Consider the following 22,863-nt stretch of genomic DNA (forward strand, 5'->3'; position numbering starts at 1 on the left):
TGCATGTCCATTCCATTGGATAAGTTATCTACAGATTTTGAAAGTGCTCTGGATCGCTCTCGTCTCTTCGCGGAAGAGCGCAAGCATGCCAGCATTGCGTCAGAACATCTGCTTTATGTGCTATTCGACGGGGAAACGGTGACTGCGGCGCATCTTGTGCGTGCCGGCGTCTCGTCTGCGCTTGTGCTTGCGACACTTACCGCGCGGCTGAACAAATTTCCTCAGGGCACAATGGAGCAAGGTCGCAGACCGGTGGCTTCACGTGGGTTGCGTGAGCTGATTGAGCGGTCCTTTCAAGAGATGGAGGCGCGTGGCGCCGAGATTGCCGAGCCGGTGGACTTTGTGCAGGCGGTTGCGAAACACGACGAGAACCTTGCGAAGGATCTGCACGCAGCGGGAATCACGCACGAGACCCTCGTTGCGGCTCAACGCCAGAGCGACTCTACCCATGAAGTCCTGGGCGATACGAATGGATTGGCTGCGCACGCAGCCCGGACAAATGCTCCTGGCAAGTTACTCACACGATTTGCTCGAGATCTTACGGCGCTCGCTCGCAGCGGCGAACTCATGCCCGTGGTTGGACGTGACGAAGAGATTCACCGTGTAATGCAGATATTGCTGCGCAAGACCAAAAGCAACCCTGTCTGTATCGGGGATCCTGGAACAGGCAAGACCTCCATCGCCGAAGGGTTGGCGTTGCGCATTGCCGTTGGGGATGTCCCGGAATCCTTGAAGAACTGCAAGGTGCTTGCCCTTGATCTCACTGCAATAGTGGCCGGCGCGAAGTATCGTGGGGAGTTTGAGGAGCGGCTAAAGGGCATCGTTGAGGAGTGCTGTGCGCGCAAGCGCGAAATCATACTTTTTCTCGACGAGTTGCATACGCTCGTGGGAGCAGGTGGTAATGAAGGTGGCATGGATGCCGCGAACATTTTAAAACCTGCTCTCGCACGCGGTGAGTTGCGCTGCGTTGGCGCTACGACTTTCGACGAGTACCGTGAAAAAATCGAAAAGGACGGCGCGCTCGCACGTCGCTTTGATATCGTTGTCGTCAAAGAACCGACGGACGAAGCGATGCTGGTTATTCTTCGCGGAATTCGGCCTCGATATGAGGCTTACCACGGTATCCGGCTTTCTGACGAAGCTTTACGTGCTTCCATCAAGTTATCGCGACGTTACCTGCCTTCTCGTTTTCTGCCTGACAAAGCAATCGATATCCTTGATGAAGCCTCCGCGCGCATCCGCATGCAGAAGGAGTCGAAGCCGAGAGAGATCGACCGGCTCGAGCGCTCGCTGGCAGACAAGCGGTTGCAGTTTGAAAGCATGTCTCAAGAAGAGAAACAATTCTCCGCGCTTTCTGATGAAATCACTGAAGTCACCGATCGTATCGATCAGTTGACAGTAGAGTGGCTGGCGCAGAAGGATGTCTCCGAACAGCTACAGCGCACTATACAGGCAATAGAGCAACAGACGGCTATGCTGACCGAGGCACAGTCGGCTGGCGATGTCACACATGCCGCCGAGATTCGCTACGGCTCCCTGCAGTATCTTGAAGCACAACGCGGTGACCTGGAGAGGCAGCTTGAAGAAGGAGCGAGTCAAAGTAACCCTGTGCCAGACGAAGTACGGTCAGAGCACGTGGCGGAAGTCATTGCGGACCGTGTTGGTATTCCGATCCATCGAATGCTTGAGAATGAACGCGAGAGATTGGTGAGGCTCGAAGAGCGACTCTCAGAGAGAGTCTTCGGTCAGCCCGAGGCTGTGCTAGCGGTTGCGGAAGCCGTCAGGCGAATGCGCGCGGATCTCGAAACGCATCGCAAGCCGAATTCTTTTCTTTTCGTTGGGCCTACGGGTACTGGAAAAACGGAGCTGGCCAAGGCCTTGGCCGATGCGCTCTTTGATGATGAGACGGCGCTGATTCGTGTGGACATGGGGGAATACAAGGAGAAGGGATCTGTCAGCGGCTTGATTGGCGCACGCCCTGGACTGATTGGCTCTGACGAAGGTGGTTATCTCACAGAGCGAGTACGCCGCAGTCCTTACTCCATCGTGCTCTTCGATGAGATCGAGAAGGCGCATCCTGAGGTCTTGGATCTGTTGCTGAGCGTGCTCGACGAAGGTAGACTCACGGATGCAAAAGGACGTTTTTGTGACTTTTCCAATTCCATCGTCCTGTTCACATCAAACCTGGGCGCTCGCGAAGCGATGGGAGAGAGCGAAGACGTGGAAGAACGTCGCGCGATCATTCTGGAAGTAGTACGAGCAACACTGCGGCCCGAGTTGTATAACCGCATCTCTCAAATTGTGCCCTTTGATGCCCTAACATCCCTCGAGCTTGAACGCATCGTAGGACACTCATTCGAGCGTTTACGCAGGAAATTGGCAGAAGAGCGTGAGATCGAAATGCATGTCCAGGAAGCTGCGCTTAAACACCTGGCGGTGCTGTCCTATGATCCGGAGTATGGCGCAAGGCCGGTAGGCAGAACAATGCAGCAGGTAATTCTCTCGCCACTTGCTACTGCGTTGATTGCAGGCGATATCGAGCGAGGGCAGCAGTTGCACATCCTTTATTCGGAAGAGACAGGAATTAGTTTTGACGTCCCTCAACATGCCACGACCACTGCATAACTGGTGCGCGCTCGTAGCTGTGTCTGTCGCACTGCTCTTCTTTGCGACTACGAGCGTAGGCGCATCGGCACCCGTTCTCCCATCCCTTAGCGGGGAAGAAGCGCAAGGTTGGATTCGTCTTTTTGATGGTACGTCACGCTTCGGATGGACCTCTAGAGGGGGAGACTGGCAGGTAAACGGAAATACGCTTGCTTCAGACTCTAAGCAGCAAACCTGGTTGCGTACAACAGCCTCATTCTCCGACTTCGATCTCAAGTTTGAGGCCCGCACAACCGGTGGACCCGCAAGCTTGCTGCTGCGTGCCGACCCGCAAAGTAAGCCAGCGCAGCCAGGGTATACCTTGTCACTTAGCAACGGCACCATTGCGGGAATAGGCGAAACGGGTGCTGCCGGTTCCGCTATTGGAAGCTGGAACACGTATGAGGTGAGAGCAGAGGGTGAGCACCTGCTGGTGAACTTCAATGGGAAAGTTACAGTTGATGGGAAGAATCCTAAAAACCGAGTGGGCTATCTTGAATTTGCGGCGCCTGAGGGCTCAAGGGTCGAGGTTCGTTCCGTTCTGCTGAAGCCGCTTGGACTCGACCGACTTTATAACGGCTCAAACCTGGATGGTTGGCGAGCTGTGGCTGCGCCCGCTCCACAGAACAAATCGAAGTTGAAGCTACCGATTCCTGGTCTATCAGGCAAGCCCAAACCTCCACAAAGTGTACGGTGGTCGGGTGATGGCGTCGTTCATGGAGAAGGAGGCGTAGGTCAGCTCGAATCGACCAACGCCTATGACGATTTCGTATTGCAATTCGTCGCAAAATCCTCGGGCTCCGAAAAGGACGGACACTCCGGAACAGAAATGTTTTTCCGCGGAACTCCGAATCAGTTTAGCTCTGGCTACGTAATCAACACGGATAGCGCTACGGATCGGGATGGAAGGTCTTTCAGCACGGGTGGCCTGATCCAGGTTGAAAAGGCTCGAGCTGTTTCAGTGCATCCCGGGCAGTTCTTTGCGTGCACGGTAATTGCACGTGCCCACCGCTTATCGGTATGGATTAACGGCATACTCGTGACCGACTATTACGATTCTCGTCCGGAGGGCCTCTACCATTCAGCTTCCGGGCCGCTGGGATTTCGTATTGAGAACGAGAAGGCCAAGCTAGATCTGCGAGATGTTCAAGTAGCAGCTCTAGCGAAAGGGCCGGAAGCACCGCCGCCACCAGCTCCTGCCATACCTGCTGCTCCTGCAACAGCGGCGCCTGCCGGTGCCGCGACGGTAGCGATGCCAATGATAATGCCCGGTCCGTCTCCAGAGGAGAAGGCGCAACAGGAGCAGGTCCGTAAGCTCACTGTAGATGCTCTCAATGCTTCCTCTCCAGAAGAAGCTATACGCATTAACAAGCAGATCCTAGTCCTCGAGCCAGGTGACATGCCTGCCCAGCAGCGTCTGGACAAAGCGCAGGCGCAGATCGACGCCGCTAACACGCAACGCGAGCATGGCAGACAGGAGCAGGAGGCCAATACCGCAAAGCAGGAAGCTAACAGCGCTCGCCGCTCTGCACTTATGGTTCAGACCGAGGATGCGCTGTTGCGGGGTAATCCAAACGAAGCACGGGATCGTTTGAATGATGCGCGACGTCTTGGAGCCAACGGTCCTGAAGTAGATCGTTTGCAGGCATTGATACTCTCCAGGCTCAGGAACCGCCGTTTGATGCGCGTGGGACTCGGTGGGGGAAGTCTTTTGGCCTTCATCGCGCTGGCGATGTTTTTCTTGAGGCGACGAGGAAGGACAGCGACCGCATATCTGGTTGCACTTGACGGCGTCGATAAAGGCAAACGCCATCTTCTAAACCAGGAGGTTACTCACATCGGTGGAGTTGCCATGGATGGCGGTAAGAAAAACGAGGTACTTGTACGCGATCCGGATCGACAAGTGTCGCGTTTTCACTGCGAAATACATAAACGTGATAACAACTGCTACCTTATTGATCTCGATAGCTCGAATGGAACTTTTCTTCATAGCCGACGGCTCCAGCCCGGCATAGCTGTCAAACTGCGCGATGGAGATCAGTTCACTCTGGCGCGCGCAGCCGCATTTCAGTTGCGCCTTGAACGGCAAAGGCGATCCAAGTGATGACGCGCCGATCGAGTTTGTAACAACTCAGTGGAAGGGAACCAGGTCCTGCCTCTCGAATAAGTGGTCGCTAAAGTTGCAAGCGGTATGCCCTTGGCGATATTCCCACCTGACGGCGAAAGATTCTGGAGAAATGCTGATGGGTTCGAAAGCCAGAAGCGAGTGCAACGTCGAGAATGGAGTTGCTCGACTTTCCTAGCAGGGTTTTTGCATGTTGAATTCGGCAATGAAGGACGAATTGATGAGGGGTTGTCCCCGATGTTTTACGGAAGAGACTGCAGAAGTGCGAAGCGCTCAATCCTACATCTCGCGCCAATTCTTCCAATGTGATTTCATCCTCTAGATGCGCATGGATAAACTCCGTTACACGCTTCATACGGTAAGGAGCCAGACCGCCTTTGTACACTTGGGGGGCACGTTGTGCAATGCCGTCATACCGAACCAAAATTGCCGCAAGCGCCTGTTCGATTCCATCCAGAAACAATCGCCCCGCAGGATATCCATGCACTCGCTCACGCTCAAGCGCGAATAGTAAGGATGAGAGGTGCATATCCTGGTTTGCACGCTCAGTCGGTACACTGTTATTTGCGAGTGGAGCAACGTCCGCTGCTTGTTCGAGTGCCGCATCAGACAATCGAACCGTGAGCGTGGATGCATGTGAACTCCAGCGGAACTGTTGTTCACAAGCTCGCTTCTCGATCACTACGCTGCCCTTTGTTCGGATCAGGCTGTGACAATCTCCAGAACAGCTCTTATATTCCACCGAACAACGCCGTAGATATAGGCTAAGCACCTGATCGGGAATAGTGACCGCCTGCCAATCCGTAGGACGTACCTCATGCTTCTCTATCAACAGTGATGGAGAAGGGGAGTGTAATCCTTGCAAGTCAGAGTCGTAGAGAGGCTTTGTTTCACCGTCTCGCACGGCCATAATTCTGCTTAACGCGTCGGATTGAATAGGGAGGCTTTTTGGCGGGCCCTTTACAAACAATGCGGCTACCTCTTTACGCAATGCTCAACAGATGAAAAAGGCTAACGCATACCCAAGGAGCAGACTAAAACAATGTTTTCGTATCTTTATATTGTGTTTTACGATGCAGCCGATTTACTTCAATCAACAGACGGTGAAATTCTAATTAGATTTTATGTTCTTTGGTATCTTCGTCTTCGCATAGATGACTATGTTGGAGTTAAGTCAAAATATATGAGTTGTATGCATCGGTTAAAAATGCTGCATTCATGCCACAGTTAGTGACGAAAGTGGACTAATCCCTTACCTCGGAGCAAAGTTTGTTCCATTCTTTACATGAAGGGCTAGCGGGTTGCCGTTCAACTTCCACCTACAACACCACCTCGACCTCTGGTATCGTGTCGCGGTGAAATATCTTTTCTTAGGTGCTCTTCTTTTTGCCTCTACTGCCACATGCTTTGCGCAGGCCCGTCCGTTCGATCCGCTTGACAATACGGCCCGCCAGATTGCGAAAGTCCGCGCCAATACAGCCTCTTCTAATGCGCATGTCGCATTTCACGCGAATTGGAATTCCCTAGCTGCATACAGCACGCCTGATTGGTTCCGGGATGCGAAGTTCGGAATTTTTCTTCACTGGGGCGTCTACTCCGTTCCGGCATTCGGAAACGAGTGGTACTCACGCAACATGTATGTGCCGGGCAATCCGGCTTACGATCACCACATCGCCACCTACGGTGTGCAGACAAAGTTCGGGTACAAAGACTTTATTCCCATGTTCAAAGCGGAACACTTCGATCCCAATATCTGGATCGATCTCTTCGTAAAGGCTGGCGCCCGCTATGTCGTTCCCGTTGGAGAGCATTGCGATGGCTTCGCCATGTATGACTCCGACATCACTCCATGGAACGCAGCCCGCATGGGACCGCATCGCGATGTCGTCGGTGAGCTTGCTAAAGCCACTCGCGCTCACGGTCTTCGCTTTGGCGTCTCATCCCATACCGCCGAGCATTGGTGGTGGTATGGTCGTGGACGCTCCTTTCCCTCTGACGTCCGCGAGGAAACTCCTGAGACAGCTCTGCTCTACGGCCCTGCCGCTCCCATGAATCTTCCTGGGCCCGATGGGGTGACCGTCGATATCAAAGAGCCGGACCCCAGCCATCTGGAAGCGTGGCTGGCGCCCAACCAGGCCTTTATCGACAATTGGCTCGCCCTCTCAACTGAGATCGTCGACAAGTATCATCCAGATTTCATGTACTTCGATTGGTGGATCGGCCAGCCTGCCATGAAACCCGCACTTCAGCAGTTCGCAGCCTACTATTACAACCGCTCTGCACAGCAGCACCAGCAACCTGTTCTCACGTACAAAGAGGAGTCCATGCCGGCGAATGTTGCCACTCTCGACATCGAGCGCGGCAAGCTCGATACGCTTCGTCTTCTGCCATGGCAGACAGACACGTCGATATCCATTCATTCATGGGGTTATGCAGAGCATGACCAATACCGCACCGCTAAGTCTCTCATCGCACAACTAGTCGACACTGTCTCCAAAAACGGCAACCTTCTGCTCAACGTGGGGCCTAAATCTGACGGCACCATTCCCGACGAAGCGCGTAGTGTCCTGCTCCAGATAGGCGATTGGCTCCGAATCAATGGTGAGGCCATCTACGGCTCACGCCCCTTTGCCGTCTTCGGCGAAGGTCCCACAAAGGCTCCGAAGGACTCGACTCAAAAGAACAAAGACATCCAGGTTTACACTCCACACGATATTCGCTACACCACTTCCAGGACCGGCGAAGTTCTCTATGCCACAGTCTTGGGCTGGCCATCAGATGGGAGTCTTATGCTGCGCACGCTTTATCGAGGAAATCCTTACCTTTCCTCTTCAATCTGTTCGATCAAACTCCTGGGTGCTCATAACGAAATCCTCTTTCACCAGCGCCCAGATGGTGTTCGCTTGGCCCTGCCGACAGTAGCTCCCACTGAACTTCCTGCTGACATAGCCTGGGTTTTTGCCATACGAACTCATTGTCCTGTTGCCTCCATAAACTGATCTTGGGCTTTCCATAACGAGGGCCGCCTTTGAGTCATCCAAAGAGAGGAGTACCTTTTTTCTCCAGATCAAGGAGGTTAGCCTTCGTCTCCAGTCCGCCAGCAAAACCGGTGAGCTTGCCTGAAGACCCGATCACTCGATGGCACGGAACAATGATCGAAATAGGATTGCGGCCGTTGGCTGCGCCGACGGCACGGCTTGCGCTGGATCTTCCAATCTGTTTTGCTAATTGTCCATAGCTGCGCGTTTCCCCAAAGGGAATCGATAGCAACGCCTCCCAGACATCCTTTTGAAAAGGGGTTCCTCTCATATCGAGCGGCAGAGAGAATGACCGACGTTCGCCTGTGAAGTATTGATTCAGTTGGCGCTCAACCTCGACAAGTATCTTCTGCTGGTCGTCTTCCATGGAAGATGTCAATGGCACTCGGCGAGGGTTGTCGTTCTCCCACAAAATAGCGACCAGGCCTTTGTCGCTTGCCACGAGCTTCAGTTTGCCAACTGGCGAGGTAACGAATTTGTGAAATAGATTCATGTTCGTCCTTTCATCTTCGCGACGTGTTCAGCAGGCGAAAAGTAGTTGTAGTTGACTTTCCAAGGCCATCTTCCTCTCCGGGCAGCTAAGATCAAACCGGTAGAAGGTCCGTGGCTCTTGAGCGCCCTATAGGCAATCGCTGGAAGGGGACAGGTCATATACTGACTGTCTCATCGCGGTAAATTTAAAACTCGCGGTTTTCGGACGCGTTCATCGGGGAGCAAGGATGCCGTTGTTTTACTCCGAATCGCAACCCGCATTCACAGCAAAATCCGTCCGCATTGGCTATGGAACGGGGAGGTAGATGGCTATGCGAATAGATTGGCGATCACTTTCGAATCGTGGCTGAACCAGCGATGGTACGGGGAGTGGAAAACGTGGGTGTTTTGCAAGCGGGGTTGATGTGAGAATTGGGTGAGTGAAGGAGCCCTGCACCGATGCCGAATCTGCCTGAAGATGATATCCGTATCCACTATCACGATGAGGTCCCGCGCGGGGCAAAGATTAAAGTCATCGGCGTCGGTGGCGGCGGAAATAACGCCGTAAACCGCATGATTGCTGCCAAGGTTGAGGGTGTTGAGTTCATCGCGGCGAACACGGATGTCCAGGCTTTAACGGTCTCAAATGCTCCAGTAAAGCTGCAGCTTGGTGTGAAGCTGACGAGCGGCCTTGGTGCGGGGGCAAATCCGGACGTTGGCAGGCGGGCAGCACTCGAGGACTCGGACAAGATTATCGAGGCGCTGGAAGGTGCTGACATGGTCTTCGTCACCGCCGGTCTGGGTGGGGGTACTGGCACGGGCGCGGCGCCCGTGATCGCCTCGCTGGCCAGCGAGATGGGGGCGCTGACAGTTGCCGTGGTTACACGTCCCTTTGGATTCGAAGGTAAGCGGCGCATGATGCAGGCCGAGCGCGGCATGCAGGAGTTGCTCGAATCGGTGGATACGGTAATCGTGATCCCAAACGAGAAGCTGCTGGCCGTAGCAAAAGACGCCGGGTTCTTCGAGAGCTTTCGTATTGCAGACGATGTCCTGCGACAGGGTGTGCAGGGAATATCAGACATCATCACGATTCCGGGGGTCATCAACCGTGACTTCGCAGACGTGAAGACGACGATGGCGGGCATGGGGTACGCCGTCATGGGAACGGCGATGCGCTCCGGACAGAATCGGGCGGTCGAGGCGGCGATGGCGGCGATGGCTTCGCCCCTGCTTGAATCTGGCGCGATCGATGGGGCACGGGGAATCCTGATCAATATTACGGGCTCTAACAATCTCAAGCTGAGCGAGGTCAACGAGGCTTCGACGATTATCCAGAACGCAGCGCATGAGGACGCGAACATTATCTTCGGCGCTGTGCAGGATGAGGCGATGGGGGAAGATGTAAAGATCACCGTAATCGCCACGGGTTTCCGGCAGCAGGAGATGCCGGCCCGGCGCGAGCGAATGCTGGCCGAGGCGACGTTACCCACGCTCCGATATGACGTTCCAATCGAGCCTCGCATTTCGGTACCGCGGGCCGCGGCGCCTAGATTTTTGAGTGAAGAGCTCGCACAACCCGGTCCGGTGGCCGAAGAACGCCGTGGGCCGACGGCCGAGCCTAAGATCGTTTTACCTGAGGCACCATCCCCGACGCCGACGCGTCAGGAGTTGGTTCCGGTACCCGCATCAGTATTTGATGATGATTTCTTCCGGAGCTCCCAATCGAGGGTCACAGTATCGCATCACTCCGACGACCCCGTTCGAGTGGAGGCTGGGGTTCGTGACAGCGCTTACTTCCCGGTATCTGAGAACGTCCCATTAAATGTCCCGGCCTCCGATACCAGCGTGCGGGCTCCCTTTGGAGACACAGCGTCGGTACAGGCCGACTCCGTGGAACCGGATGATTTGGATATACCGGCCTTTTTAAGACGTGGGAACTGAGCTTTTCGCGACGCAATCCGCGCAAGCCAAGTACCATGGAAGTAGCACTTTTGTTAGACGGAACATTCTTTAGGATGTTCTAAGGGTTTGTCATTGACGAATGGCAACTCAATTGCACCATACGTTTTGATGTTAGAAGGAGCACCCGGGTGTCTAAATGGGTCAACGTCGTTGGCGGTATCCTTCTGGGCCTGGTTTTGGGTTCGGGGATTGAAGTTTGGGGGGTAACGTCGTCGGGGAGCGTAAAGCACCACTCTTCGGGGACAGTGCATGTCTCGGCGAAGGGAAAGACGGCGAAGACCTCAAAGGTAAGCAGCAGCAAGAAAAAGACAGTTTCGGCGAAAGCAACTTCATCGACACGTAGGCGCGGAGCCCGGGCAAAGTTGGCGGTTCGACGCACACGGCACTATGAGCACTTCTCCGCCAGCTCCTTTGCCGACAATCTGACGCTGGGTGACGTCACAGATGGGGAAGATCCGATCGTCCGGGCGGCGGCGATTGAGGCCTTGGGAAACATGAACGGCACGGCGCTGGCGATCGACCCTTCGAGCGGGCGCATTCTGGCAATGGTTAACCAGAAGTTGGCACTCTCCCGTGGAGCTGAACCCTGCTCGACGATCAAGTTGACAGTTGCGTTGGCGGCTCTCGAAGAAGGGATCGTAAAGAAGGATACGCCAGTAAATCTGGGCGGAAAGTATCACTTGACGCTGACTGAAGCTCTGGCGCACTCGAATAACGCGTATTTCGAAACCTTGGGCCGATCTCTCGGGTTTGAGCGAGTGAAGCACTATGCCAACGAGTTTGGCCTGGGCGAACTGGCCGGCTATCACATTCAGGGTGAGCAACTTGGAACGTATCCGGATGAAGTGCTCCCTGCGTCTTTGGGGGGCGTAGGCAGAATGTGTTCGTTCGGCGAGAGCGTTTCGATGACTCCGCTGCAATTGGGGGCATTGGTTTCGGCGATTGCGAATGGTGGAACCCTTTATTATCTGCAGCATCCGGAGAGCGCGATCGACATTGCGACCTTCGAACCGCGAGTGAAGCGACAATTGAATATCGCCCCGCTGATCCCGGAGATCATCGACGGTATGCAGGGTGCGGTGATGTATGGCACGGCACGGTCGTTGCGGACCAACTTTAGCCAGTTCCCGGTAATGGGCAAGACCGGAACCTGCTCCAATAATGGAACCCGATTTGGCTGGTTCGGTTCCTATGCGGACACTCCAAACGGGCGTATCGTGACAGTCTTCTTCCTGGAAGGTGGAAGACCGACCTTCGGACCGAAGGCCGCAGAGTTGACCGGGCAGTTTTACCAGGCGCTCTGGGATAAGAGCTACTTTCATCCCAAGTCACAGGAAGCCTCGGGAGCTGTGGGAGGCACCGATTAAGCATCGTCTGCCGGATCAAGTTGAAAGCCTCGCGTGAGCGAGGCTTTTGTTTTTGATTTCTGCGGTTTTGGGAGAGTCGTCATTTGACCCGGTTTTGCCTCGACCCCGCCCAGTGGGATAGAAGGATGGAATGAGAGTTCTTACTGCGGCAGAGATGGGCGAAACGGATCGACGGACCGTGGAGGAGTTTGGTACACCTCTCGGCGTATTGATGGAAGCCGCGGGGGAAGCAGTCGCGAAATTCGCACGGCGACAGTATCCGAAAGCAGAGCGGATCGTCGTATTGTGCGGTAAGGGCAACAATGGCGGCGACGGCATGGTTGCAGCACGGTTCCTGGCGATCTCCGGCCTGTCCGTGAGTGTGGTTTTACTGGGCAAATCGGGCGACGTCAAAGGAGAAGCGGCGTCGGCGCTGGCACGCCTGCTCGATACGGGTAAGGTTGTTGTGCACGAGGTGCAGGACGAGGAAACTTTGCAGCGTGTCCTTTGGGAAACTGGAGTGACCGAAGAGCCTGTCGGAAGCCCCGCCGACCTGCTGTTGGACGCGGTGGTAGGAACCGGATTTCATCCTCCTCTGCGTGGACTTGCAGAGACGGCCCGAGGTCTGGTCGAGGGACTCTCCTTTCCAGTAATCGCGGTAGACATGCCGAGTGGATGGAATGCTGACTCCGTGGAGCAGACCGCGCCAGGAGCGTTTCGTGCGGATGTCGTGGTGACGTTTACCGCCCCAAAGCTGGCGCACGTCTTCGGATATATGACTTCCGGTCCGGTGGTGGTCGCAGAGATCGGCTCACCTGAAGATGCCATTCCCCAGGGCGATGGATTGAGCTGGACTGGAAGCTCCAAAGCGCTGGCGGAGAAGCCGCGCGACCCCAACTCCAATAAAGGGAAGTTCGGGCATGTCCTGGTGGTCGGCGGAAGTTATGGAACGGCTGGAGCTCCAGCAATGTCGTCACTCGCCGCTCTGCGGACGGGGGCTGGTCTGGTGACTGCGGGAGTTCCAAAGAATGTGGCCGATGTAGTGGCGTGTGTAACGCCGGAGCTGATGGTCAAACCCCTCGCGGAGGATGCGGAAGGCTCAATTGCACAGGAGAATGTGGAAGGGACAAAGCTGGAAGAACTCTTGAATCGGATGACGGTCGTGGCGCTCGGACCAGGATTATCGCAGCGTGGCGATGCGAAGGCCGTGGCTCGGAAGCTGGTCGCAAAGGTGACGGTGTCGATGGTGGTCGATGCGGATGGATTGAATGCCTTCGACGGAAGAGCTGACCTGTTGGATGGCACGGGGCGGGTGTTGGTGTTGACTCCGCATCCGGGCGAGATGGCACGGTTGTTGGGGCTGACTGTAAAAGAGGTCGAGGCCGATCGCATCGGATTGGCGAGAAAGTTTGCGACGGAGCACAAGCTCACGCTGGTACTGAAAGGGTGGCGGACGCTGATAGCGCATCCGGATGGTCGCGTCGCCGTGAATACGACTGGAAATCCAGCCATGGCCAAGGGAGGCAGCGGCGATATCCTGACGGGAATTGTAGCGGCGATGCTGTCGCAGTACTCGAACGATGTAGCTCGCGCAGTCGAGACGGCAGTTTACCTGCACGGCTTGGCGGCAGATTTTGCAGCGCGCGTAATGGATGAGCATACCGTGCTCGCCACCGACACGGTAGCGCATTTTTCAGATGCCTTTCGCTGCCGAATACGAGATGAAGATGGATTTACCTGGATATGCGGGCTGCGGTGAACAGTAACCGTTGTCTTGTTTTGACCGCGTTAAAATACAAGGAGAGCCGTTGAAGAACTTTTCTCGAGAGAAGAGATTTCGCACCCGAAGCGTTGCGGGAACATTAGCACTGGGAGAGAGGATCGCCGAAATCCTCTTGCCTGCACCAAAACTCGTAGTCCTGCGTGGCGAGGTTGGCGCGGGAAAAACGACGTTGGTGAAGGGAATCGCCGCCGCACTGGGAGCCGCGACCGAGGAGGATGTAACCAGCCCTACGTTCACCTTGGTACATGAGTACGCTGGGTCGAAGGTGAAGGTCTACCACCTCGATCTTTATCGTCTGGAGACGGAACGTGAGCTGGCGACTCTTGGCCTTGAAGAAATGATCGCCGAACCCGATGCCCTGGTGCTTGTGGAATGGGGAGAGCGCTTCGAGAACGTCGTTTCACGCATGGATGCGGAGATTGCGATGGAGCATGGTGAAGGCGATGAGCGTGGAATGATGGTTCGCTGGGCCTGAAGTATGGACGACGGTTGAATTGGAGGCGTTTATGCAAAGTGGTTCGGATAAGACGATTGTTGTTGTGGCCTATAGGCCGAAGGTGGGGAAGGAAGCGGAGCTCGAGAAGATTACTCGTGAGCATGTTCCTCTACTACGCCGGGAAGGATTGGCCACGGATCGAGCCGCCGTTGTAGCAAAAGCAGCGGACGGCACGGTTGTGGAGGTCTTCGAGTGGACTCAGGGCGGCGTGGAGCGGGCGCATTCCAATCCTGCCGTCCTGAAGCTCTGGGAGCGATACGCCGCCGCCTGCGAGATCGTGCCCCTGACCGGATTGGCTGAATCGTCCACCATGTTCGCATCGTTTACTCCTATGGATTTGAATTGAGCTGGAGCCTCAGGCGAAGAGGCATTGCTGCGTATGCATTCTGGCCGGCGTGGCTGGCTTTCGCGGGGCGGCAGCCTGAGGTTCGGGATTACGAGGGCGCGGATCGGTTGAGGTAGATCCGTGTGGCGCTAAAAGCGGGGTCTTAAGGGTGCTGCCGATGTCCTCCGGCTCGTCGAGCCGACGACGATTGAGGCCATGGCGCTCCCGTGCCTTGGCTACGAGACTGGTGAGGTGTTGGGCGTAGGGCTTCGAAGCGAAGTCGGCATGGTCGAAGCGGCGGTGGTAGTCGGCAACGAGATGAGGGAAGTGCTCCCGAACGAAACTCAGGTAGGTAGGACGGGAGCACGGCTTTAGAAAGAGCGGGTTGGCGGCGAAAAAACTGGCATTTGCCTGCGAGGCGAGTGAAGCCATGCGGTCGATCGCTTCCTCGGTATCTGTGATACCCGGCAGAAGGGGCGAACAGAGGATTCCCGTTGTGATGCCGGCATGGCGGAGCTGGCGAACGGTTTCGAGGCGAAGATCGGGGCGGGGAGCACGTGGCTCGAGCAGGCGGGCGAGACCGGCGTCCGGCGTGGTGATCGTGATATGGACGACAAGGCGATTGCGCCGGTGAATCTCCTGAAGCAGGTCGATATCGCGAAGAATCAGGCGAGACTTGGTGACGATTCCGATGTTATAGCCCGAGTGCCGTGAGAAGACTTCCAGCAGACTGCGGGTGATGCGGGCGCGGCGCTCGATCGGCTGCCAGGGATCGGTGGCGGTACCGATGGCAATCTGGTCGGAGGGATGGTGGCGGCGAAGTTCCTGCTCAAGCAGCCAGGCGGCGTTCTGCTTGAGGAAGATGAGTCGCTCGAAGGTGAGCGGATCGTGGAAGTCCGGCTGTCCAGCCGTTTGAGGCTGGCCCGGGGCGGGAGCCATGAACTCATGGGTATAGCGGGCGTAACAGTAACGACAGGCGAACTCGCATCCCCGATAGGGATTGATGGCCCAGGCGATCCAGCTCATACGCTTGGAGATAGAGCGATTCAGGACGCTGCGGACTTTGAGAGTGCGGAACTCAATGAGATGACCGTCGTCCGTGTGGGTCGACTCAACGGCCATGCGGGCAATGCCTACCGGAGGCGATCCGGACGGCTGGTCGATGATAGGGAAGAGCGAGGCGTTTGTTTTTGTTGTTTTCGCCATTTGTTCGCCTTTCTTGAGATGAGAATAGGCCCATCCATATCGGTCGTCAAGCTACGAGTTTTGAACAGGTGGAAATCCTCTTTTGCCGAATCGCGATGGTGCGAGGACAGGGCCCGTAAATGGCCAGAATCGAGGATTAAACTGGCAAAAAAGATAAAAAAGTTTGCATAAGGCGCAAACTTACTGCATACTTATAAGAGTGTCTCAACTAGCCGTTGAGACCAGTCGATAACCACGCCCCGAAGGAACAGATTCGAGAGGGGTGGGAGATGAGGAAAGATGGCCAGGAAGATCTCCAAGAATTTGACGAAGGCGCGCGCGCTCGTTGAGCCCCGTCCTTACGTTCTGGCGGACGCAGTTCCGCTGCTTCAGAAAGCAAAGTACGCAAAGTTTGATGAAACCGTCGATCTGACGATGCGTCTCGGTGTCGATCCGCGGCACGCCGACCAGATGGTTCGCGGCACGGTTGTTTTGCCGCACGGCTTGGGCAAGACCAAAATTGTGGCTGTCATTGCTTCGGGCGATAAGGTTCGCGACGCTGAGGCGGCGGGAGCTGAGTTCTTCGGCGGCGAAGAGCTGGTCGAGAAGATCCAGAAAGAGAACTGGACCGCGTTCGATGCGCTGATCGCGACTCCTGACATGATGAAGTCGGTTGGACGCCTGGGTAAGGTTCTTGGACCCAAGGGTCTTATGCCGAACCCCAAGACCGGCACGGTTACCACCAATGTTGCGGATGCGGTGAAGGAGATCAAGGCTGGTAAGGTCGAGTTTCGGACCGATAAGACCGCTCTGGTTCACGTTCCCGTGGGTAAGCTCTCGTTTGATCAGCAAAAGCTGATCGACAATGCGATGACCGTGATCACCAGTGTTGTGAAGGCAAAGCCTTCCGCAGCCAAGGGTAAGTACATCAAGGGCGTGACGATCAGCTCGACGATGGGCCCTGGGATTCAGCTGGATTACGCAGCGGCCGAGGCTGCCGGCAAGGCGTAAACAGCCGGTTCGGCGTATAGGGATTTTGTCGCACTAGGCGACGCACAATTTCAGCTAGCTAATCAGGGCTAGCAGTGAAGGCTAGGATTTTTATGGCACTGTCCAGATCACAGAAGTCGGATAAGGTAAAGAAGCTCGCGAGCGAGCTGGAGACCTCGACCTCGGCCATTATCGGTACATTTACCGGGCTGACGGCGGAGAAGGACTTCAGTCTGCGCAAGACGGTTCGGAGCGCTGGTGGAAGCTATCACGTGGTGAAGAATAAGCTTGCTGCGCGCTCGGCTGAAGGCACGAAGATCGAAGATGCATTGAAGGGGCTGAAGGGCGTCAACTCTGTGGCCTACACCTCGGGCGATCCCGTGGCTTTGGCAAAGGCCCTCTCTACGTGGGTGAAGGACAATTCGGAGTTCACCTTCAAGCTGGGTATCGTCGATGGCAAGGTGATCAATGTTCAGGAGATCACCGAGCTGGCCAACATGCCGGGCAAGGAAGAGCTGTTCTCGAAGCTTCTGTTCCTGATCAATGCTCCTGCGCAGCGTTTGGCGACAGTGATCAATGCGACCGGACGCGATCTGGCCGTTGTGATCAACCAGGGCGTCGAGAAGGAGAAGTTCTCCGGATCGGCTCCTGCAGCGAAGGCCGAAGAGGCAGCCCCGGCGGTTACCGAAGTTGCCGCAGCGCATGTCGAAGAGTCGGCAGCCAGCGAGCAGCCTTCGGGCGCGGCTCAGCCTGAGAATGCGACAGCGTCTCAGGCGGGTGAAGCGGCAGGCTCGGAGCCTGTTGAGGGGTAATCAAGTTTCGTCTGGTCTTGTTCGGGTGCGCTGGTCTGGGCGCAACGGAAACCCGGAAGGGGCTAGGCAACCGGAGCGGAGTAGGGCTTCGGAGAAGTAATCGGCAGTACAAGTTCAGAAGGTATTGGAGAAGAAAAATGGCGGACATTCAGCAGTTGGAAGATTCGATCGTTAGCTTGAGCCTGCTTGAGGCTTCGGCTCTGGTAAAGAAGCTCGAGGAGCGTCTTGGCGTTTCGGCAGCAGCGGCAGCAGTAGCTGCTCCGGCTGCGGGTGGCGGCGCGGCAGCGGCAGCCCCGGCAGAAGAAAAGACTGAGTTCACCGTTATCCTGAAGGATGCCGGTGCGAACAAGATCAACACCATCAAGGCTGTACGCGAAGTCACCGCTCTTGGCTTGAAGGAAGCCAAGGATCTGGTAGACGGCGCTCCCAAGCCTTTGAAGGAGAACATCTCGAAGGACGACGCGGCTGCAATCGCGAAGAAGTTCGAGGGTGTTGCTACCGTAGAAATCAAGTAGTTACCCGGCAGTTGCACTTCTGGGCGGAACGAGTTATTCTTATCAATAGAAAGATTCGTTCCGCCCTGTTGTGCTGAGCTGGCGGGCAGTTATCGGCGGTGAAATCCAGATACACGGTTGGTTGTACTCCGGTCCATCCTCTCAGGGAGAGGGGTTAAGGGGCCGGCCATCATGCGTTTCTAGCGGCGGATGCGCATGGTGCCACTGGTTTCAGGCAGACAGCAGCGAATTTGGGGCAAGGCGAGCCTCAAAACGGCGGCAGACATTCATCTCATTACGATCGGAATAGTGCACAAGTCGACCTTTGCGCTCGCGGGACAAGCTGTCCCCTCGAGCGCTTTGCCGTGTTTTTATGTATTTCGGCTCTGCGGGGCAGAGCTTTAGACCGAAAGTACGCGTTCCTTATAGCAGATTCGTTCCTTAGTAAGCGAGTTGGACGCGATGAAAAGATTTTGAAGTTTTGAGGTAAGACGTCGCGGGATGACCGGCGACGAGATATTTGCGTACGGGTTGGCTGGAATCGAGGACGGCAGAACCCGATGAAATCAGAAGCGCAATACCGAACTAACAAGAAGAGTCAGGACCGGGACTCTTCCCCTTACGAAGGTGATTTTGCACGCACCGTCTAAGGGTCCTCGAAGGTAAGTATTCAGGGAGAGAGCATGTCCAGCGAAATGCGCGCGATCCGCAGCCGTCTTGATTTTTCCAAGATTCCAACCGCAATTGAAATTCCCAACCTTATCGAAGTGCAGCGCCGGAGCTATGAGCGCTTTCTGCAGATGGATAAGCTCCCCCAGGAGCGTGAAGACAACGGTCTGCAGTCGGTCTTTACCTCGGTCTTTCCGATCACTGATTTTCGCAACGTGTCAGAACTCGAGTTTGTCGACTATTCGATCGGAAACTGGGAGTGCAAGTGCGGTTACCTCAAGGGGCTCAACCATCTGCGCACGGCCTGCGTGAACTGCGGCCACATGGTGATCACCGATCCCTTTCACCCTGGCGATGTACTTTGCAATTTTTGCGGAACCTACAACAAGAACACCCCTGACTTCTGCACCAAGTGCGGAGACCCTGTCGGTCTTCAGCTGAAGTACGACCAGGCGGAGTGCGAAGAGCGGGGCATGACCTACTCGGCTCCCCTCAAGGTCACGATTCGCCTGAAGATCTACGATAAGGATCCGGAAACCGGCGTCAAGACCCTGCGCGACATGAAGGAGCAGGAAGTCTTCTTCGGCGATATTCCGTTGATGAGCGCCAATGGCACCTTTATCGTCAATGGCACTGAGCGCGTCATCGTCTCGCAGCTGCATCGTTCGCCCGGCGTCTTCTTTGAGACGGCGAACAACCGCACTTACTTCCTCGGCAAGATCATCCCGTATCGCGGCAGCTGGGTAGAGTTCGAGTACGACCAGAAGAACACACTGTATGTCCGTATCGACCGCAAGCGCAAGTTCCTGGGAACGATCTTCCTGCGCGCGCTCGGCCTGCGCACGGACGAGGAGATCTTGAAGACCTTCTACACGGTCGACACGATCAATCTGAAGGAAGGAAAGCTGAACTGGAAGGTCGCCCACGATGGGACCGCGACCAATCTGCAGGGCACGCGTCCTGCTGCGCCGGTCACAGTGAAGGGCGAAGAGATTGCTCCGGCAACGCGCAAGATCTCGGCGCACTCCCTGAAGGCTCTGCGTGCGGCGAAGGTCGAAGAGATTGAAGTAGAGACCAGCGAATTTGATGGCGCGATGACTGCGGCCGACGTGGTCGATCTGACAACCGGTGAGTTGTTGTACGAAGCCAATCAGGAACTGACCGCCGATAAGCTGCACAAGATTCAGCAGTCCGGCGTGACCAGCTTTGAGGTCTTCTTCCCCGACCGCGACGATGTGGGCAACATTATCACCAACACACTGCGCCGCGACTCGGTTCGCAAGCCCGAAGAGGCCCTGATCGAGATCTACCGCAAGCTGCGTCCGGGTGACCCTCCGACTCTCGACACGGCGACGGCTCTCTTCGAGGGCATGTTCTTCGATGCGCGCAAGTACGACTTCTCTCGTGTAGGACGTCTGAAGTTCAACATCAAACTGTATGAGAATGCTGAGGCGACTGGGCTCGACAAGCGGACCCTGACCCCCGATGACTTCTACGGGACGATCAAGTACCTGCTCAAGCTGCGCAAGAATATTGGCATGGTGGATGACATCGATCACCTTGGCAATCGCCGCGTACGCGCGGTGGGCGAGCTGATGGAGAACCAGTTTCGCATCGGTCTGGTTCGCATGGAGCGCGCCATCAAGGAAAAGATGAGCGTGTATCAGGAGATGTCGACGGCGATGCCGCACGACCTGATCAACGCCAAGCCTGTCATGGCCGCGATTCGCGAGTTCTTCGGAAGCTCGCAACTCTCGCAGTTCATGGACCAGACCAATCCTCTGTCAGAGATCACGCACAAGCGCCGCCTGTCGGCCCTTGGGCCGGGCGGCCTCTCGCGTGAGCGTGCGGGCTTCGAAGTCCGCGACGTGCATCCGACGCACTACGGACGCATCTGCCCGATCGAGACGCCGGAAGGCCCGAACATCGGCCTGATCTCCTCGCTCAGCTGCTTTGCGCGGATCAACGAGTACGGCTTCATCGAGTCGCCGTATCGCCGCGTGAAAGAGGGCAAGGTGATGGACTACGTCTCGGTGACCAATGCCGGGGAGAGCGGTCTGCGCCAGGGTGACTACCTCGAGGTAAATGAGGCGAAGAAGCTCAACGATCAGTTGAAGAAGGATAAGAAGCGCACGATGGATCTCACTCCATTCAGCTTCTATCTTTCGGCGTGGGAAGAAGATCGCCACACGATCGCGCAGGCGAACGTCGAACTCGATGAGGCCCTGAACATCGTTCAGGACATCGTCGATGCCCGTCGCCAGGGCAACTTCGTTCTGGTAAGCAAGGCCGAGGTTGACTATGTCGACGTCTCGCCGAAGCAGCTGGTCTCGGTTGCAGCCTCCTTGGTGCCGTTCCTCGAGCACGACGACGCGAATCGCGCGCTGATGGGTGCAAACATGCAGCGCCAGTCCGTTCCTCTACTGGTCTCTGAGGCTCCCTTCGTTGGAACCGGTATGGAGGGTGTCACTGCTCGCGACTCGGGTGCTGTGATCCTCGCCAAGCGCAACGGCATCGTGGACTCGGTCGACTCGGAGCGCATCATTATCCGTGTCGAGGGTGAGCATCATCCAACGCAGCTTTCGCGTGAGGTTGGCAGCGATATTTATCAGCTGACCAAGTTCAAGCGCTCGAACCAGAACACCTGCATCAACCAGAAGCCGGTGGTCCGCAAGGGCGATCGCGTGTTGAAGGGCGCGGTGATTGCAGACGGTCCTTGCACGGAGCAGGGCGAACTCGGCCTTGGCCGTAACGTTCTGGTCGCGTTCATGCCGTGGCGTGGTTACAACTTCGAGGACGCAATCCTTATCTCGGAGAAGCTGGTCCGCGAGGACTACTACACCTCGATCCATATCGAGGAGTTCGAGATCGAGGCCCGCGACACGAAGCTTGGGCCGGAAGAGATCACGCGCGATATTCCGAACGTCTCCGAGCACGCTCTGCGTGATCTGGACGAGTCGGGCATCATCCGTATCGGCGCGAAGATCTCGCACAACGACATCCTCGTGGGCAAGGTAACGCCGAAGGGCGAAACCCAGCTGACGCCGGAAGAGAAGCTTCTGCGTGCCATCTTCGGCGAGAAGGCCGGCGACGTTCGTGACGCTTCGCTGACCTGCCCTCCAGGTATCGAAGGAACGGTCGTCGACGTCCGCATCTTCTCTCGCAAGGGACAGGAAAAGGACGAGCGCGCCAAGCAGATCGAGCAGGAGCAGATCGAGAAGCTGGAGCGCAATCTGGCTGACGAAATCCGCATTCTGACCGACGAGCGCCTGAAGCGACTTGAGGCGATTCTCGGCGGGAAGGAAGTTCAGGCCGATCTACACGACGAGCGCACCAACAAGAAGCTGCTCTCGAAGGGCGAGATTCTGAACCGCGACACCATCGAGCTGATCTCGACGCGTAACCTGAAGCGTATTCGCTACGCCGACAAGGATCCGCGCGTCAACGAGCAGATCGACGAGATCGAAGAGATGACTTCGCGTCAGATCGACGTTCTGCGCAAGATCACCAACGAGAAGATCGGCAAGATGTCCAAGGGCGACGAGCTTGCACCAGGCGTCATCAAGATGGTGAAGGTCTACATCGCGATGAAGCGCAAGCTCTCGGTCGGCGACAAGATGGCCGGACGCCACGGTAACAAGGGTGTTATCGCCCGCATTCTGCCGGAAGAGGACATGCCGTACCTCCCCGACGGAACGCCGGTCGAGATCGTCCTGAATCCGCTTGGTGTGCCTTCGCGTATGAACGTAGGTCAGATTCTCGAGACCCACCTGGGGTGGGCTGCTCATGAGCTTGGTAAGCAGGTGGCCGAACTGGCTGCGAACATGGAGGAAGCGAACGAGGTTCGCGAACTCTTCAAGGCGCGCTTTGCTGGCACTGCTGCTCTCAACCAGCTTCTGACTCTCGACGACGAGCAGACGATGCGCGTCGCTGCAGGCATGAAGCGGGGCATCTGGTTCGGCACGGCAGTCTTCGATGGTGCGCGTGAGACCGAGATCAAGGCGTTGCTTGCAGCGGCGGGTCTTCCGAGCTCCGGCAAGAGCCTTCTGCATGACGGCATGACGGGTGAGGAGTTCGAACAGCCCGCCACGGTCGGTTATATCTACATGTTGAAGCTCTCGCATCTGGTCGACGACAAGATCCACGCTCGCTCGATCGGGCCGTACTCGCTGATCACGCAGCAGCCGCTGGGTGGTAAGGCGCAGTTCGGTGGACAGCGCTTCGGTGAGATGGAAGTCTGGGCCCTCGAAGCCTACGGTGCGGCCTACATCCTGCAGGAACTGCTTACCGCGAAGTCCGATGATGTCTATGGCCGTACCAAGATCTACGAAGCCATCGTCAAGGGCGAGGCAGCGATCGAGCCCGGCGTGCCGGAGTCGTTCAATGTGCTCATTCGCGAGCTGCAGTCTCTCTGCCTCGACGTTGAGCTGGTCAAACAGGCCGATCAGAAGAAACAGCCGCTGCCGGCGATCGCAGCAGCCGACTAATGAACTAAGCCTGAGGAGGCTTTTCCGGGCCTCCTCA

15 protein-coding genes are annotated in these 22,863 nt (G+C 56.2%); 12 read left to right on the top strand and 3 right to left on the bottom strand.

All coding sequences use genetic code 11. From position 1 onward, the window contains the following. Nucleotides 1-3: 3 nt before the first annotated feature. Both AC5S26_RS18240 and AC5S26_RS18245 read left to right on the top strand, forming a co-directional pair. Nucleotides 4-2,625 (top strand): ATP-dependent Clp protease ATP-binding subunit, encoded by a 2,622-nt coding sequence (locus AC5S26_RS18240; RefSeq protein WP_494186356.1) that lies wholly within the window; start codon nucleotides 4-6, stop codon nucleotides 2,623-2,625. Then, entirely contained in the window at nucleotides 2,606-4,747 is a 2,142-nt protein-coding gene (locus AC5S26_RS18245; protein ID WP_494186664.1) for a 3-keto-alpha-glucoside-1,2-lyase-like domain-containing protein, read from the top strand. The genes AC5S26_RS18240 and AC5S26_RS18245 overlap by 20 nt, the downstream gene beginning before the upstream one ends. A 70-nt stretch (nucleotides 4,748-4,817) precedes the next feature. Here the strand turns inward: AC5S26_RS18245 and AC5S26_RS18250 are convergent, their stop codons facing one another. Continuing rightward, on the bottom strand, nucleotides 4,818-5,678 hold the full coding sequence (locus tag AC5S26_RS18250) for a helix-turn-helix domain-containing protein (protein ID WP_494186357.1): 861 nt from the start codon (nucleotides 5,676-5,678) through the stop codon (nucleotides 4,818-4,820). A 391-nt stretch (nucleotides 5,679-6,069) separates the two neighbouring features. Between AC5S26_RS18250 and AC5S26_RS18255 the strand changes: the two genes are divergently transcribed. Then, entirely contained in the window at nucleotides 6,070-7,767 is a 1,698-nt protein-coding gene (locus AC5S26_RS18255) for an alpha-L-fucosidase (protein ID WP_494186358.1), read from the top strand. 34 nt (nucleotides 7,768-7,801) lie between these two features. On the opposite strand, the gene AC5S26_RS18260 is transcribed toward AC5S26_RS18255, so the two are convergent. Beyond that, nucleotides 7,802-8,299 (bottom strand): methylated-DNA--[protein]-cysteine S-methyltransferase, encoded by a 498-nt coding sequence (locus AC5S26_RS18260; RefSeq protein WP_494186359.1) that lies wholly within the window; start codon nucleotides 8,297-8,299, stop codon nucleotides 7,802-7,804. 437 nt (nucleotides 8,300-8,736) lie between these two features. Between AC5S26_RS18260 and ftsZ the strand changes: the two genes are divergently transcribed. From ftsZ to AC5S26_RS18285, 5 genes are all read left to right on the top strand, one after another. Then, nucleotides 8,737-10,218, top strand: a complete 1,482-nt coding sequence (gene ftsZ / locus AC5S26_RS18265) for a cell division protein FtsZ (protein WP_494186360.1) — start codon at nucleotides 8,737-8,739, stop codon at nucleotides 10,216-10,218. A gap of 149 nt (nucleotides 10,219-10,367) precedes the next feature. Next, on the top strand, nucleotides 10,368-11,606 hold the full coding sequence (locus tag AC5S26_RS18270; RefSeq protein ID WP_494186361.1) for a penicillin-binding transpeptidase domain-containing protein: 1,239 nt from the start codon (nucleotides 10,368-10,370) through the stop codon (nucleotides 11,604-11,606). A 130-nt stretch (nucleotides 11,607-11,736) separates the two neighbouring features. Further along, nucleotides 11,737-13,344 (top strand): NAD(P)H-hydrate dehydratase, encoded by a 1,608-nt coding sequence (locus tag AC5S26_RS18275; RefSeq protein ID WP_494186362.1) that lies wholly within the window; start codon nucleotides 11,737-11,739, stop codon nucleotides 13,342-13,344. 49 nt (nucleotides 13,345-13,393) lie between these two features. After that, nucleotides 13,394-13,843, top strand: a complete 450-nt coding sequence (gene tsaE, locus AC5S26_RS18280) for a tRNA (adenosine(37)-N6)-threonylcarbamoyltransferase complex ATPase subunit type 1 TsaE (RefSeq protein ID WP_494186363.1) — start codon at nucleotides 13,394-13,396, stop codon at nucleotides 13,841-13,843. A 31-nt stretch (nucleotides 13,844-13,874) separates the two neighbouring features. Further along, nucleotides 13,875-14,210, top strand: coding sequence for a hypothetical protein (locus tag AC5S26_RS18285; protein ID WP_494186364.1), 336 nt, complete (start codon nucleotides 13,875-13,877; stop codon nucleotides 14,208-14,210). A 9-nt stretch (nucleotides 14,211-14,219) separates the two neighbouring features. Here the strand turns inward: AC5S26_RS18285 and AC5S26_RS18290 are convergent, their stop codons facing one another. Beyond that, nucleotides 14,220-15,395 carry an SPL family radical SAM protein gene (locus AC5S26_RS18290; RefSeq protein WP_494186365.1) on the bottom strand — a complete coding sequence of 392 codons (1,176 nt, stop codon included), beginning with the start codon at nucleotides 15,393-15,395 and terminating at the stop codon, nucleotides 14,220-14,222. 279 nt (nucleotides 15,396-15,674) lie between these two features. Here AC5S26_RS18290 and rplA point away from each other — a divergent pair, with 279 nt between their 5' ends. The 4 genes from rplA to rpoB all read left to right on the top strand — a co-directional run bounded on the left by rplA (nucleotide 15,675) and on the right by rpoB (nucleotide 22,826). Further along, the gene (rplA, locus tag AC5S26_RS18295; protein WP_494186366.1) at nucleotides 15,675-16,385 is read left to right on the top strand and encodes a 50S ribosomal protein L1; all 711 of its coding nucleotides are present in this window, start codon (nucleotides 15,675-15,677) and stop codon (nucleotides 16,383-16,385) included. A 92-nt stretch (nucleotides 16,386-16,477) separates the two neighbouring features. After that, the gene (rplJ, locus tag AC5S26_RS18300) at nucleotides 16,478-17,176 is read left to right on the top strand and encodes a 50S ribosomal protein L10 (protein ID WP_494186367.1); all 699 of its coding nucleotides are present in this window, start codon (nucleotides 16,478-16,480) and stop codon (nucleotides 17,174-17,176) included. A gap of 137 nt (nucleotides 17,177-17,313) precedes the next feature. Continuing rightward, nucleotides 17,314-17,691, top strand: coding sequence for a 50S ribosomal protein L7/L12 (gene rplL, locus AC5S26_RS18305; protein ID WP_026386906.1), 378 nt, complete (start codon nucleotides 17,314-17,316; stop codon nucleotides 17,689-17,691). 662 nt (nucleotides 17,692-18,353) lie between these two features. Continuing rightward, nucleotides 18,354-22,826, top strand: coding sequence for a DNA-directed RNA polymerase subunit beta (gene rpoB / locus AC5S26_RS18310; RefSeq protein WP_494186368.1), 4,473 nt, complete (start codon nucleotides 18,354-18,356; stop codon nucleotides 22,824-22,826). The last annotated feature ends 37 nt before the right edge of the window (nucleotides 22,827-22,863 follow it).

Source organism: Edaphobacter sp. FHG110511_03, assembly GCF_059115365.1.